At 70.7% G+C, this 13,432-nt stretch carries 13 protein-coding genes; 7 read left to right on the forward strand and 6 right to left on the reverse strand.

The annotated features are described in order from the left end of the window. The first annotated feature begins 44 nt into the window (after positions 1-44). Positions 45-1,559 (forward strand): ankyrin repeat domain-containing protein, encoded by a 1,515-nt coding sequence (locus OP79_RS01600; protein WP_033318015.1) that lies wholly within the window; start codon positions 45-47, stop codon positions 1,557-1,559. Positions 1,560-1,630: 71 nt separating this feature from the next. On the opposite strand, the gene OP79_RS01605 is transcribed toward OP79_RS01600, so the two are convergent. Further along, positions 1,631-2,539: an SDR family oxidoreductase gene (locus OP79_RS01605; RefSeq protein WP_033318016.1), complete on the reverse strand. Its 909-nt coding sequence runs from the start codon at positions 2,537-2,539 to the stop codon at positions 1,631-1,633. A 1-nt stretch (position 2,540) separates the two neighbouring features. Further along, positions 2,541-3,299 (reverse strand): SDR family oxidoreductase, encoded by a 759-nt coding sequence (locus OP79_RS01610; RefSeq protein ID WP_033318017.1) that lies wholly within the window; start codon positions 3,297-3,299, stop codon positions 2,541-2,543. 87 nt (positions 3,300-3,386) lie between these two features. Between OP79_RS01610 and OP79_RS01615 the strand changes: the two genes are divergently transcribed. The 4 genes from OP79_RS01615 to OP79_RS01630 are packed head-to-tail and all read left to right on the forward strand — an operon-like array spanning position 3,387 to position 6,917. Then, positions 3,387-4,196 carry an enoyl-CoA hydratase family protein gene (locus OP79_RS01615; protein WP_033318018.1) on the forward strand — a complete coding sequence of 270 codons (810 nt, stop codon included), beginning with the start codon at positions 3,387-3,389 and terminating at the stop codon, positions 4,194-4,196. Continuing rightward, complete coding sequence (locus OP79_RS01620; RefSeq protein WP_051744311.1) at positions 4,193-5,101, forward strand: CoA transferase subunit A; 909 nt, start codon at positions 4,193-4,195, stop codon at positions 5,099-5,101. The genes OP79_RS01615 and OP79_RS01620 overlap by 4 nt, the downstream gene beginning before the upstream one ends. Beyond that, positions 5,098-5,856 carry a CoA-transferase subunit beta gene (locus OP79_RS01625; protein ID WP_033318019.1) on the forward strand — a complete coding sequence of 253 codons (759 nt, stop codon included), beginning with the start codon at positions 5,098-5,100 and terminating at the stop codon, positions 5,854-5,856. The genes OP79_RS01620 and OP79_RS01625 overlap by 4 nt, the downstream gene beginning before the upstream one ends. Then, positions 5,856-6,917 carry an NAD(P)H-dependent flavin oxidoreductase gene (locus OP79_RS01630; protein WP_033318020.1) on the forward strand — a complete coding sequence of 354 codons (1,062 nt, stop codon included), beginning with the start codon at positions 5,856-5,858 and terminating at the stop codon, positions 6,915-6,917. The genes OP79_RS01625 and OP79_RS01630 overlap by 1 nt, the downstream gene beginning before the upstream one ends. On the opposite strand, the gene OP79_RS01635 is transcribed toward OP79_RS01630, so the two are convergent. From OP79_RS01635 to OP79_RS01645, 3 genes are all read right to left on the reverse strand, one after another. Then, on the reverse strand, positions 6,901-8,058 hold the full coding sequence (locus OP79_RS01635) for an acetyl-CoA C-acetyltransferase (RefSeq protein ID WP_033318021.1): 1,158 nt from the start codon (positions 8,056-8,058) through the stop codon (positions 6,901-6,903). The two genes, OP79_RS01630 and OP79_RS01635, sit on opposite strands and share 17 nt — an antisense overlap. 72 nt (positions 8,059-8,130) lie before the next feature. Next, positions 8,131-8,742 carry a TetR/AcrR family transcriptional regulator gene (locus OP79_RS01640; protein ID WP_033318022.1) on the reverse strand — a complete coding sequence of 204 codons (612 nt, stop codon included), beginning with the start codon at positions 8,740-8,742 and terminating at the stop codon, positions 8,131-8,133. A gap of 15 nt (positions 8,743-8,757) precedes the next feature. After that, on the reverse strand, positions 8,758-9,543 hold the full coding sequence (locus OP79_RS01645) for an SDR family oxidoreductase (protein ID WP_033318023.1): 786 nt from the start codon (positions 9,541-9,543) through the stop codon (positions 8,758-8,760). A 105-nt stretch (positions 9,544-9,648) separates the two neighbouring features. Here OP79_RS01645 and OP79_RS01650 point away from each other — a divergent pair, with 105 nt between their 5' ends. Both OP79_RS01650 and OP79_RS01655 read left to right on the forward strand, forming a co-directional pair. Then, positions 9,649-10,794 carry an acyl-CoA dehydrogenase family protein gene (locus OP79_RS01650; protein ID WP_033318024.1) on the forward strand — a complete coding sequence of 382 codons (1,146 nt, stop codon included), beginning with the start codon at positions 9,649-9,651 and terminating at the stop codon, positions 10,792-10,794. After that, positions 10,794-11,765 carry an acyl-CoA dehydrogenase family protein gene (locus tag OP79_RS01655; protein ID WP_033318025.1) on the forward strand — a complete coding sequence of 324 codons (972 nt, stop codon included), beginning with the start codon at positions 10,794-10,796 and terminating at the stop codon, positions 11,763-11,765. The genes OP79_RS01650 and OP79_RS01655 overlap by 1 nt, the downstream gene beginning before the upstream one ends. On the opposite strand, the gene qcrB is transcribed toward OP79_RS01655, so the two are convergent. Beyond that, positions 11,740-13,386 carry a cytochrome bc1 complex cytochrome b subunit gene (qcrB, locus tag OP79_RS01660; RefSeq protein WP_033318026.1) on the reverse strand — a complete coding sequence of 549 codons (1,647 nt, stop codon included), beginning with the start codon at positions 13,384-13,386 and terminating at the stop codon, positions 11,740-11,742. The genes OP79_RS01655 and qcrB overlap by 26 nt on opposite strands. Positions 13,387-13,432: the final 46 nt, after the last annotated feature.

The raw sequence follows: 13,432 nt of genomic DNA on the forward strand, positions 1-13,432 counted from the left end.
GAAATGCTTTGCCCCGCACACGTCTGACGGGCGAAGGTCGAAGGATGAACACGCACGATCCGGCGGCCGCTCTTTTCACCGCCGTGTACGAGGCCGACGAGGACGCGGTCGTACGGCAGCTGCGCGCGGGCGCGAGTCCGGAATCGGTGGACGAGGACGGCCAGACAGTCCTGTATCTGGCGGCCATGACGGACGACCCAGGTGTCGTACGCCTCCTTCTGGCGGCCGGAGCCTCACCGGACCGGCTCAGCGCGGGCAGCGACTCGCCGCTGTGCGGGGCGGCGTGCGGCGGGCACACGGAAGTCGTACGTGCGCTGCTGGCGGCCGGGGCGCGGCCGAATCTGGTGGAGGAGGGCGGGTTCACGGCCCTGACCTGGGCTGTCCAGCGCGGCCACGCGCCCGTGGTGGCCGAGCTGCTCGCGAGCGGCGCGGACCCGAACCGTCCGGGCCCCACCGGCGAGCCCCCGCTGGTGACGGCCGCGCGCCGCGGCTCCCCCGGTTGCGTACGCGCCCTGCTCGTGCACGGGGCGCGGGCCCGGTCGGAAGCGTTGGCGGAGGCCCGGCGCTGGCTGACCGTGAACGTGGAGGCGAAGCTGCGGGCGGGCCTGGAGCGCACGCACGGGCCCGGCCATGAGTACGTCACCCACCGTTTCCCGGAGGACGGCGGCGTGACCGTCGAGGTCCAACTGCTGAAGGACGGCCGCCCGAGCTCGGGCAACGACCAGCAGACGGGCCACGCGGCCATCGTCACCCTCCTGGAGACATCGCTGAGCATCGCGGCCCCCGCCCCCGAACTCGCCGACCGCGCCCTGCGCTTCGGCGACCCCGACAACGACGACTGGACCGAGGCGGTGACCGCGCTCGCCCGGCGCGGCGACGAGGAGACGTTCCGGGCGGCGGCCCTCTGGTGCGGCGACGGCGCGAACCCGTTGCGGCAGGCATTCGGAGCGGATGTGCTGGGGCGGTTGGGGGCGGAGGGCGGGCCGGAGCAGGAAGAGACAGCCGTACGCCCCTTCGCGAGCCAAAGCGTGCCGCTGCTGCGGGAGTTGGCGCGCGAGACCGAGCAACCGTTGACGTTGCGATCCGTCGTCGCGGCGCTCGGGCAGCACCAGGACCCCACCGCACTTCCCGAGATCCTCCGGCACGCCGGCCACCCGGACACCGGCGTACGACGCGCCGTTGCCGTCGCCCTGTGCGGGCTCGTCCCCGCCTCTCACGCGGAGGGCATCGCGCGGCTCGTCGCCCTGGCAGGGGACGCGGACAGGGACGTACGCAACTGGGCGACGACGGCCCTGGCCGTACTCGACACGGACACCCCCGCGCTGCGGGACGCCCTTGCCACGCTCCTCGACGACCCGGATCCGGAGGTGGTGGCGGAGGCGGCACGCGGGCTGGCCGTGCGTCAGGATCCACGTGCGATCACCGCGTTGCAGCGACTGCTCGCCGAGGAGAAGCCCGACAGCCCGCCTCGCACGACCGCCGAGGAGGCGGTCGAGCACATACGGGACGACCGCGTACGGACATTGCTGTCGTGGACGCTGCCGCGCCGCCGAGTATGACGAGGTCTCCGGAACCGGACGGCGCAGAAACATCTCCTGGGTGTCGTACGCCTGTTGCCCTCCCGATTGCTCTACCGGGCCCCGTAGACCGGCTGCGGCGGCTCCGCCTGAGCGAGCAGCTTGAGTGCCGTATCCCCGGCCTCGGACGGCGTCCAGCGGGCCCTCTTGTCGGCGCTCGGCCCGGCCCGCCAGCCCTCCATCACGGTGATACGGCCGCCCTCGGCCTCGAAGACCCGGCCGGTGACCCCGGCGCTGGCGGCGGACCCGAGCCAGACGACGAGCGGCGAGACGTTCTCGGGCGCCATCGCATCGAAGCCGCTGCCAGGCGCCGGCGCCGCCATCGTCTCGGCGAAGGTTCGTTCGGTCATACGGGTGCGCGCGGCCGGCGCGATCGCGTTGACCTGCACTCCATAGCGCCCCATCTCGGCGGCGGCCACCAGCGTGAGCCCGACGATGCCCGCCTTCGCCGCGCTGTAGTTGCCCTGCCCGACCGACCCCAACAGCCCCGCCCCGGAGCTGGTGTTGACGACACGTGCCTCAGGCGTACGCCCCGCCTCCGCCCGCCAGTACACAGCGGCCTGCTGAAGCGGCAGGAAGTGCCCCTTCAGGTGGACGCGCATGACGGCGTCCCAGTCGTCCTCGTCGAGGTTCACGAGCATCCGGTCGCGCAGGAACCCGGCGTTGTTGACGAGCGTGTCCAGCCGCCCGAACGCGTCAAGTGCCGTCGCGATCAGCGACTCGGCGCCCTCGCGCGTGGCGATGTCCCCGCCGTGCGCGACGGCCTCGCCGCCCGCCGCGCGAATCTCCTCTACGACGAGCGCGGCCGGGCTGTCGGGCCCGGGCGAACCGTCGAGGCCGACACCGAGGTCGTTGACGACGACCCGCGCCCCCTCGGCCGCGTACGCGAGGGCGTGCGCCCGTCCGAGGCCACGTCCCGCACCGGTGACGATCACGACCCGGCCGTCACAGATTCCGGTCATGTCACTTCTCCTTGTTGACGGTCGCAGCGTCCAGGAAGGCGGGCCGCTCTCCCCCGCCATGCACGAGCAGGCTGGCCCCGGTGATGTACGCGGCGGCGTCCGAGGCGAGGAACACGGCCGCCTCGCCGATGTCGGAGGGCGCGGCGAGGCGGCCCAGCGGAACCGTGCGGGACACGGCGGCGATGCCCTCCTCGTCCCCGTAGTGGAGAAGGGACAGTTCGGTACGGACCATCCCGACGACCAGCGTGTTGACGCGGACGTCCGGCGCCCATTCCACGGCCATCGACCGGGCCAGATTCTCCAGGCCCGCCTTGGCCGCACCGTAGGCCGCCGAACCGGGAGAGGGCCGCGTCCCGCTGACGCTGCCGATCATCACGACCGAGCCCCGGGCGCGTTTGAGGTGCTCGTACGCCGCCAGGGACGCGGTCAGCGGTGCGGTGAGGTTGAGCTCGATCACGCGCGCATGCCGCTCGGCGTCCGCGTCGGCGAGCAGCCGGTACGGGGCGCCGCCCGCGTTGTTGACCAGGACGTCGAGCCGGGGCAGCGCGTCGAAGAAGTCGCGTACGGCAGCCGGGTCACGTACATCGAGGGGCATGAACTCGACGCCTTCGACCGGTACTTCGGGCGGTCTGCGGGCGCAGGCCACGACCTCGGCGCCCGCCTCGGCGAACGCTCGGGCGATCCCGGCGCCGACGCCGCGGGTCCCGCCGGTGACCACCACGAGTCGCTTCTCCTGCCGGGTGTCCTCCCGGTTGTCCACAGGGCCTCCCGCTGGTCGGCATTCGCTGTTACCTTCACACCAGATCGCACCTAACAAATGTTTGGTGGAAAGGTAGCTGATGCGTCCATGGGTGTCTCCACCTCGTCCCCGGAAAAGGGGATTTCCGTAGTCACGGTCGACTTCCCGCCCGTGAACGCGCTTCCGGTGCACGGCTGGTTCGACCTGGCCGACGCCGTGCGCACGGCGGGCCGCGACCCCGAGATCCGCTGTGTCGTGCTGACCGCCGAGGGGCGGGGGTTCAACGCGGGCGTCGACATCAAGGAGATACAGCGGGAGCAGGACCGGCGGGAGTACGGGCGGCAGCAGGACGGTCGGCGGGGCGCGACGGGCCACGGTGCGCTGATAGGCGCCAACCGCGGCTGCGCGGAGGCGTTCGCGGCGGTGTACGAGTGCGAGGTCCCGGTGGTGGCGGCCGTGCGGGGCTTCTGCCTGGGGGGTGGCATCGGGCTGGTGGGGAACGCGGACGCGATCGTGGCGAGCGACGACGCCACCTTCGGCTTGCCCGAGCTGGACCGGGGCGCGCTGGGTGCGGCCACGCATCTGGCCCGCCTCGTGCCGCAGCACCTGATGCGCGCGCTGTACTACACCTCGCGTACGGCCACGGCGGCCGAGCTGCACGCGCACGGTTCGGTGTGGCGGGTCGTACCGCGTGCCGAAGTCCAGGACGCCGCTCTGGAGTTGGCGCGGGAGATCGCGGCGAAGGACGGGCAGCTGATCCGGCTCGCCAAGGCCGCCATCAACGGCATCGACCCCGTCGACGTGCGCCGCAGCTACCGCTTCGAGCAGGGCTTCACCTTCGAGGCGGGCCTCAGCGGGGTGGCGGACCGGGTCCGGAGCACATTCGGCCATGACGCATCTGGAGAGGAGGACCGGTGAGCGACAAGACCATGTCGGCGGATGAGGTCGTCGGCCGTCTGGAAAGCGGGATGACGATCGGCATCGGAGGCTGGGGGTCACGCCGCAAGCCGATGGCGCTGGTGAGAGCACTGCTCCGTTCCGGGATCACCGATCTCACGGTCGTCTCGTACGGCGGCCCGGACGTCGGCATGCTCGCGGCCGCCGGGCGGATACGGAAACTGGTCGCCGCCTTCGCGACCCTCGACTCGATCCCGCTCGAACCGCACTATCGCTCGGCGCGCGAGAGCGGTGCTCTCGAACTGATGGAGATCGACGAGGCGATGTTCATGTGGGGTCTGCACGCCGCCGCGAACCGGCTGCCCTTCATACCGGTGCGGGCCGGCGTCGGCTCGGATGTTATGCGGGTCAACCCGGGTCTGCGGACGGTCACTTCACCGTACGAGGACGCGTCGACGGGACTCCAGGAGACCTTCGTCGCCATGCCCGCCCTGCGCATGGACGCCGCGCTGGTCCATGTGAACCGCGCGGACCGTCTCGGCAACGGGCAGTATCTGGGCCCGGATCCGTACTTCGACGACCTGTTCTGCGAGGCGGCCGACACCGCGTATGTCTCCTGCGAGCGCATCGTCGACACGGCCGAGCTGACGAAGGAGGCCGCCCCGCAGACCCTGCTGATCAAGCGGCACAGCGTGACCGGCGTGGTGGAGACGCCGAACGGGGCGCACTTCACGTCCTGCGCGCCCGACTACGACCGGGACGAGGGCTTTCAGCGGCTGTACGCGGCCACACCCTGGCCGGAGTTCACCGAGCGGTTCCTGCACGGAGGCGAGAAGGACTACCAGTCCGCCGTACAGGCATGGCACACCGGGGACGACTCGGAAGCCTCGGGCGACGAGGGCGCCTCGGCAGAGGAGCGGCGATGAGCGAGGCAGTGAGTGATGTGAGGCATGAGGTGACGCGCGCCGAGTACTGCGTGATCGCCTGTGCCGAGGCCTGGCGGGACAACGGCGAGGTGCTCGCCAGTCCCATGGGTGCTGTCCCGTCCGTAGGCGCCCGACTCGCCAGGCTGACGTTCGCCCCCGACCTGCTCCTCACCGACGGCGAGGCGATGCTGGTCGGCCCGGACGGCACGGTGGAGGGCTGGCTGCCGTACCGGCAGCACCTCACGATGGTCACCGGCGGCCGACGCCACGTGATGATGGGCGCGAGCCAGATCGACCGGTTCGGCAACCAGAACATCTCCTGCATCGGCGGCTGGGAACGGCCCGCGCGGCAGCTTCTCGGGGTGCGGGGCGCGCCGGTCAACACCCTGAACAATCCGGTCAGTTACTGGGTCCCTCGGCACTCCACCCGGGTCTTCGTCGAGAAGGTCGACATGATCTGCGGAGTGGGGTACGACAGCGCCGCGGCGGCCGGTCCCACGGCGACCCGTTTCCACCGCATCCCCCGGGTCGTCTCCAACCTCGGCGTGTTCGACTTCGCGACTCCGGACCGCTCGATGCGGCTCGCCTCGCTGCATCCGGGGGTGACGGTCGAGGAGATCAGGGAGGCGACAGGGTTCGAGCTGACGGTTCCCGAGGAGGTGCCGTACACGCGCGAACCGACCGGGGAGGAGCTGGAGTTGATACGCGATGTGCTCGACCCGCAGGGGCTGCGCAACCGTGAGGTCAAGGGCTGATGGAGACCGCGCTGACAAAACTCGTCGGGGTGCGCCACCCGATCGTGCAGACCGGTATGGGCTGGGTCGCGGGCCCTCGCCTGGTCTCCGCCTCCGCGAACGCTGGCGCTCTGGGGATCCTGGCTTCCGCGACGATGACCGTAGAGGAGCTGAGGGGGGCCGTCCGGGAGGTGAAGTCCCGTACGGACGCGCCGTTCGGCGTGAACCTGCGGGCGGACGCGGGCGATGCCCACGACCGGGTGCGGATCATCATCGACGAGGGCGTGAAGGTCGCCTCGTTCGCGCTCGCGCCCTCCCGTGAGCTGATCGCCGAGCTGAAGGACGCGGGTGTCGTGGTCATCCCGTCCGTCGGGGCCCGCCGCCATGCCGAGAAGGTCGCGGCGTGGGGTGCGGACGCGGTGATCGTGCAGGGGGGCGAGGGCGGCGGGCACACGGGCGAGGTGGCGACGACGGTGCTGTTGCCACAGGTCGTGGACGCGGTGGAGATACCCGTCGTGGCGGCGGGCGGCTTCTTCGACGGACGGGGCTTGGTCGCGGCGCTCGCGTACGGGGCGGCGGGGATCGCCATGGGCACTCGTTTCCTGCTCACCTCGGACTCGACGGTCCCGGACGCGGTGAAGGCCGAGTACCTAGCGGCGACGGTGAGGGACGTCACGGTGACGACAGCCGTGGACGGTCTGCCCCACCGCATGCTCCGCACGGACCTGGTCAACTCCCTTGAGGGAGCGGGCCGTACGAGGTCCCTGGCCCGCGCAGTGCGCCGAGCCGCCGCGTTCCGCAAGTTCTCCGGCCTCACCTGGCACGCGATGATCCGCGACGGTCTCGCCATGAAGCACGGCAAGAACCTGTCCTGGAGCCAGGTCCTGCTCGCCGCGAACACACCGATGCTGCTGCGCGCGTCGATGGTCGAGGGCCGTACGGACCTGGGGGTGATGGCCTCCGGCCAGGTGGCGGGAGTGATCGACGACCTGCCGTCGTGCGCGGAACTGGTGGAACGCGTGATGACGGAGGCGGAGCGGGTGCTCGATGAGCTCGCAGCGGACGTCAGAGCCGCTCGATGATCGTCACGTTCGCCTGACCGCCCCCCTCGCACATCGTCTGCAAGCCGAACCGGCCCCCCGTGCGCTCCAGTTCGTGCAGCAGCGTCGTCATCAGCTTGACGCCGGTCGCGCCCAGTGGGTGCCCCAGGGCGATCGCGCCCCCGTTGACGTTGACCTTTGCCGGATCCGCGCCCGTCTCCTTCAGCCAGGCCAGGACGACGGGAGCGAAAGCCTCGTTGATCTCCACGAGGTCGATGTCGTCGATGGTCAGGCCGGTCTTCTTCAGGGCGTGTGCCGTGGCCGGGATCGGGGCCGTGAGCATGCGGATCGGGTCCTCGCCTCGTACGGAGAGGTGGTGCACGCGCGCGCGTGGCGTCAAGCCGTGTTCGCGTACCGCCCGCTCGGAGGCCAGCAGCATCGCGGCGGCGCCGTCGGAGACCTGGGAGGAGCAGGCGGCGGTGATGGTGCCGCCGTCGATGACCGGCTTCAGGCCTGCCATCTTCTCCAGCGAGGTGTCCCGGCGCGGCCCCTCGTCGACCGTGACGTCGCCGTACGCAACGGTCTCGCGCTCGAAGCGGCCCTCGTCGATCGCCCCGATCGCCCGCTGATGGGACCGCAGCGCGAACTCCTCCTGGTCGAGGCGGCTGATACCCCACTTGGCAGCGATCATCTCGGCGCCGACGAACTGGTTCACCGGCTGGTCCCCGTACCGCGCCCGCCACCCCTCGCTCCCCGCGAACGGCCCCTCCGTGAGCCCCAGTGGAGCGGTGGCCCGCCCGGAGGTGAACCCGATGGGGACCTGCGTCATGTTCTGGACGCCGCCGGCCACGACCAGGTCCTGTGTGCCGGACAGCACACCCTGCGCGGCGAAGTGCACGGCCTGCTGCGACGAACCGCACTGCCGGTCGACCGTCACCCCCGGCACCTCCTCGGGCAGCCCCGCCGCCAGCCAGCACGTCCGCGCGATGTCACCGGCCTGCGGCCCCACGGTGTCCAGGCAGCCGAAGACGACGTCCTCGACGGCGGCCGGGTCGACTCCGCAGCGCGCGACCAGAGCCTTCAGCACATGCGCGCCCAGGTCGGCGGGATGCACTCCGCTCAAGCCACCTTTGCGGCGCCCGACGGGCGTACGGACCGCTTCGACGATGTAGGCCTCGGCCATGACAACTCCCAGTCAGATCAAGTCGATCCAGTTCGCTTACGGTCGGTCCAGTGCGATGTCGATCCGGTTCGCTTACGTACGTACTGCGATCCCGTCCAGCACCATCGACAGGTACTGCCGGGCGATCTCCTCGGGGCCGTGCTGTCCGCCGGGCCGGTACCAGGACGCGGCGACCCACACCGTGTCGCGCACGAACCGGTAGGTGAGCCGTATGTCGAGGTCCTCCCGGAAGACCTCGGCGGCCACCCCCCGCTCCAGCGTGCTCAGCCACGCCTTCTCGAACTTGCGCTGCGAGTCGGCGAGAAACGCAAAGCGCTCCTGTGACGCCAGGTGCTTGGACTCCTTCTGGTAGATGGCGACGGCCGCGCGGTGCCGGTCGATCTCCCGGAAGGACTCGATGACCAGGGCCTCCAGCGTCTCCCGGGGCCCGAGCTCGGCATCCAGGACGGTGTCGTACCCGTCCCACAGCTCGTCCAGGAACGTCCGCAGGATCTCCTCCAGCATCGACTCCTTGGAGTCGAAGTGGTAGTAGAGGCTGCCCGCGAGCATGCCCGCGTGGTCGGCGATCTTGCGGACGGTGGTGGCGTTGTAGCCCTGCTCGGCGAAGACCTCGGCGGCGGTGCCGAGGAGTTCACTGCGCCTGGCGGGCGAGGCGGTCACCTGGGGCTTCTTCTTCGTAGGCACGGATCCATTGTCGTCCTAGGCGTGCTGGCTGCTGACGGACACGACCTCGCCGGTCATGTACGAGGAGTAGCCGGACGCGAGGAACACGATCACGTTGGCCACCTCCCAGGGCTCGGCGTACCGCCCGAAGGCCTCGCGCTCGGTGAGTTCCTCCAGCAGTTCGGGGCTGGTGACCTTCACCAGATGCGGGTGCATGGCGAGGCTCGGCGACACGGCGTTCACCCGCACCCCGTACTCGGCCGCCTCCATGGCCGCGCACCGGGTCAGCGCCATCACGCCCGCCTTCGCGGCGGCGTAGTGCGCCTGGCCGGCCTGGGCGCGCCAGCCGACGACGGAGGCGTTGTTGACGATCACGCCGCCGCCACCGGACTCCCGCATCGCCCGCAGTGCCGTCCGCGTACACCGGAAGGTGCCGTTCAGCGTCACGTCGAGCACTCTCGACCACTGCTCGTCCGTCATGTCGACGAGGTTCGAAGTCCCGCCGAGACCGGCGTTGTTGACCACGATGTCGAGCCGTCCGTGCAGCCGCTGGGCGGCGTCGAACAGCGCCTGCACCTGAGCCTCGTCGGTGACGTCGCAAGCGAGCGCCGCGACCCCCTCGAACTCGGCCGCCAGCTCCCCCTCGTACTCCTTCAGCCGCCGCGCGTGCGCGTCGCTGATCAGTACGCGCGCGCCCTCCTCCAGGAAGCGGCGTGCCGTGGCCCCGCCTATCCCCGCGCCCGCGGCAGCCGTGATGACGGCCGTACGCCCCTTCAGCAGCCCGTGCCCGGGGACGTACGCCGGACCCTCGACGTCTGTCATGGAGCCACGCTAACCTACCAAACACTTGTTAGGGAAGGCCGTTTTCGCTTCGAGGAGCCTCGAGGGACTCCGCTGAATCCCTGGCGAACTCCGAGGAAGGTGACCGTGGACCTGAACCACTCCCCCGCCGACGAGGCGTTCCGCGCCGAAGCCCGCGCCTGGCTCGCCGCGCACGTACCGCCCGCGCCCCTCCCCTCCCTGGAGACCGAGGAGGGCTTCGCGGCACACCGCGCGTGGGAGGCCGAGCTGGCCGCGGACCGCTGGTCGGTGGTGTCCTGGCCGATCGCGTACGGCGGCCGGGGCGTCGACATCCTCAAGTGGCTGATCTTCGAGGAGGAGTACTACGCGGCGGGCGCCCCCGGCCGCGTCGGCCAGAACGGCATCAGCCTCCTCGCCCCCACCCTCTTCGACCACGGCACCGAGGAGCAGCGCGCCCGGATCCTGCCGCCCATGGCGTCCGGCGAGGTGATCTGGGCGCAGGCGTGGTCCGAGCCCGAGGCCGGTTCGGACCTGGCCTCGCTCAGGTCCAGGGCGGTGCGCACGGACGGGGGCTGGCGCTTGAGCGGGCAGAAGACGTGGTCGTCGCGGGCCGCGTTCGCCGACCGCGCGTTCGGCCTGTTCCGCAGCGAGCCCGACACCCCGAAACCCCACCAGGGGCTCACGTACGTGATGTTCGACCTGCGCGCGCCGGGCGTCACCGTCCGCCCCATAGGCCGCCTCGACGGGAAGCCTGCCTTCGCGGAACTCTTCCTGGACGAGGTCTTCGTGCCGGACGAGGACGTGATCGGCGAGCCCGGCCAGGGCTGGCGGGTCGCCATGTCGACAGCGGGCAACGAACGCGGTCTGACCCTCCGCTCCCCCGGCCGTTTCCTCGCCGCCGCCGACCGGCTCGTCGACCTGTGGCAGGCGCACGGCGACCCGTCCGACACGGCCCTGCGCGATCGCGTGGCGGACGCGGTGATCGGCGCCCGCGCGTATCAGCTCTTCACGTACGCCCATGCCTCCCGTTTCCTCCAGGGCGAGCCCCTCGGCCCCGAGTCCAGCCTGAACAAGGTCTTCTGGTCCGAGTACGACATCGCCCTGCACGAGACGGCCCTCGATCTACTGGGCGCGGAGGGCGAGCTGGCGGACACCGACTGGTGCGAGGGCTACGTCTTCTCGCTCGCCGGTCCCGTCTACGCTGGCACCAACGAGATCCAGCGCGACATCATCGCCGAGCGCCTCCTCGGCCTGCCGAAGGGACGCCGCTGATGCGCTTCCTCCTCGACGACGAGCAGCAGGCCTTCGCCCGCTCGCTGGACGCGATGCTGACGGCCGCGGACACCCCGTCGGTCATACGGTCCTGGAGCGCCGGGGACCCCACGGCCGGGCGCGCGCTGTGGACCCGTATCGCGGAGGCGGGAGTGTTCGCGCTGGCGGTTCCGGAGGCGTACGAGGGAGTCGGGCCGCTGCCCGTCGAACTGGCCGCGGCCTTCGTGGAGTTGGGGCGGCACGCGGTGCCGGGGCCACTGGTGGAGACGGTGGCGGCGGCCGTGCTGCTCACCGAGCCGGAGGCCGCCAAGCGGCTGCTCCCGGCGCTGGCGTCCGGCGAGGTGATCGCGACGGTGGCGCCGGAAGGCTCGTACGCCCTGGACGGAGACGTGGCCACGGCCCTCCTCGCGGTCGACGGCGAGGCACTGCGCCTGGCCCCCGGGCACGGCCCGGTACGTACATCCCTGGACCCGGCCCGCCGCCTCACCCGCCTCGACCCCGGCGGTGAACTCCTCGCCAGGAACCCGCCCCTCCCCCGGGCCCTCACCTGGGCCCGGCTCGCCACCGCCGCCCAGGCCCTGGGCGTGGGACTCGCCCTCCTCGACAGAACGGTCGCGTACGTCAAGCAACGCGTCCAGTTCGGCGTGCCCATAGGCTCGTTCCAGGCGGTCAAGCATCAACTGGCCGACTCGAAGCTCGCGTTGGAGTTCGCGCGCCCGCTCGTCTTCGGCGCCGCGCTGTCCATGGACCCGGCCGATGTCGCCGCAGCCAAGGTCACGGCGTGTGAGGCGGCGTACGCCACGGCGCGCACGGCGCTGCAACTGCACGGCGCGATCGGCTACACCGCGGAGTACGACCTGTCCCTGTGGCTGACCAAGGCCCGCGCCCTGCGAACCGCCTGGGGCACCCCGGGCGAGTGCCGAGCCATGGTGCTCGACAGCGGGCTCAGTGGTGGTGGTCGCCGCTCGTGAGTTCCCGGTACTCCTCGGGGGTCGGTTTGGGGATGTGCGTGTGCGGTCCGTACATGGCGCGGGCGAGCCGGGCGCGCAGCCGCTCTGCGGGTCTGACCTTCCGGACGACGCCGTTCGCGTCGACAGTCGGGCCCACCTCGTACGGCGGGGCCTGCTCGTGCTGGGTGAGGGTGAACCGCTGTGCCTGCGAGAGCGGTTCGTGCACCTCGATGAACTCGCCGTTCGGCAGCCGCTTGATGGTGCCGGACTCCCTGCCGTGCAGCACCTTGTCCCGGTCGCGGCGTTGCAGCCCCAGACAGATCCGTCTGGTGATGATGAAGGCGAGGACGGGCACCACGAAGAAGCCGATCCGTACAGCCCACGTGATCACGTTGATCGACAGATGGAAACGCGTGGCCACGATGTCGTTGCCGCCGCCGATCAGCAGCACCCCGTACAGACTCAGCCAGGCCACGCCGAGGCCGGTGCGCGTGGGCACGTTGCGCGGGCGGTCCAGGATGTGGTGCTCGCGTTTGTCGCCGGTGATCCAGGCCTCGATGAACGGGTACACGCCGATCGCCAGCATGAGCAGCGGGAAGAGGGAGAAGGGGATGAAGACGCCCAGCGCCAGGGTGTGGCCGAAGGCGTTGATCTCCCATCCCGGCATCACCCGGATCAGGCCCTCGGAGAAGCCGAGGTACCAGTCGGGCTGGGCGCCGGTGGTGACCAGGTCGGCCCGGTAGGGGCCGAAGGCCCACACGGGGTTGATGGTCGCGATCGCGCCCATCACCGAAAGCACACCGAAGACCAGGAAGAAGAAGCCGCCCGCCTTGGCCATGTAGACCGGCAGGAACGGCATGCCGACCACGGACTTCTGGTCGCGTCCGGGCCCGGGGAACTGCGTGTGCTTGTGGTAGAAGACCAGGATCAGATGGGCGACCACCAGGCCGAGCATGATCCCGGGCAGCAGGAGAATGTGGATCGGGTACAGCCGGGAGATGATGTCGTCCCCGGGGAACTCTCCGCCGAAGAGGAAGAAGGAGAGATACGTTCCCACGACCGGCACCGACAGGATCGCGCCCTGGGCGAAGCGCAGGCCCGTGCCGGAGAGCAGGTCGTCGGGGAGCGAGTAGCCGGTCAGCCCGGTGATGATGCCGAGGAACAGCAGCGTCCAGCCGAACAGCCAGTTCAGCTCGCGCGGCTTGCGGAACGCGCCGGTGAAGAACACCCGCATCATGTGGATGAGCATCCCGGCGACGAACACGACCGCCGCCCAGTGGTGGATCTGGCGGATGAGGAGTCCGCCGCGTACGTCGAAGCTGATGTCGAGCGTGGACTCGTACGCCCTGGTCATGATGATGCCGTTCAGGGGCTCGTACGAACCGTGGTAGACGGTCTCGGCGCTGCTCGGCTCGAAGAACAGCGTGAGGTAGACGCCCGTGAGGATCAGGATGAGGAAGGTGTAGAGGCAGATCTCGCCCAGCATGAAGGACGGGTGGTCCGGGAACACCTTGCGCATCTGGGCCTTGGCAAGGCCGTAGACCCCGAGCCGTCCGTCGGCCCAGTCCGCCAGCCGCTCGCCCTTGCCCGTCTGCACCGGCCGCCCGCCGCTGCCGTGCCGATCCGCCGATCGCGCGCCCATATGCCGCCTCTCGCCGCAACTCCTCCCAGAGTGACACGACGATCAC

It is taken from the genome of Streptomyces yerevanensis, assembly GCF_000716805.1.
In the GTDB taxonomy this organism is placed as follows: Bacteria; Actinomycetota; Actinomycetes; order Streptomycetales; family Streptomycetaceae; genus Streptomyces; species Streptomyces flaveus.

What these genes read in the sequence shown, in the direction of transcription:
- OP79_RS01600 (WP_033318015.1), top strand. Translation starts at nt 45, where the DNA reads ATGAACACGCACGATCCGGCGGCCGCTCTTTTCACCGCCGTGTACGAG.
- OP79_RS01605 (WP_033318016.1), bottom strand. Translation starts at nt 2,539, where the DNA reads ATGACCGGAATCTGTGACGGCCGGGTCGTGATCGTCACCGGTGCGGGA.
- OP79_RS01615 (WP_033318018.1), top strand. Translation starts at nt 3,387, where the DNA reads ATGGGTGTCTCCACCTCGTCCCCGGAAAAGGGGATTTCCGTAGTCACG.
- OP79_RS01625 (WP_033318019.1), top strand. Translation starts at nt 5,098, where the DNA reads ATGAGCGAGGCAGTGAGTGATGTGAGGCATGAGGTGACGCGCGCCGAG.
- OP79_RS01630 (WP_033318020.1), top strand. Translation starts at nt 5,856, where the DNA reads ATGGAGACCGCGCTGACAAAACTCGTCGGGGTGCGCCACCCGATCGTG.
- OP79_RS01635 (WP_033318021.1), bottom strand. Translation starts at nt 8,058, where the DNA reads ATGGCCGAGGCCTACATCGTCGAAGCGGTCCGTACGCCCGTCGGGCGC.
- OP79_RS01645 (WP_033318023.1), bottom strand. Translation starts at nt 9,543, where the DNA reads ATGACAGACGTCGAGGGTCCGGCGTACGTCCCCGGGCACGGGCTGCTG.
- OP79_RS01655 (WP_033318025.1), top strand. Translation starts at nt 10,794, where the DNA reads ATGCGCTTCCTCCTCGACGACGAGCAGCAGGCCTTCGCCCGCTCGCTG.
- qcrB (WP_033318026.1), bottom strand. Translation starts at nt 13,386, where the DNA reads ATGGGCGCGCGATCGGCGGATCGGCACGGCAGCGGCGGGCGGCCGGTG.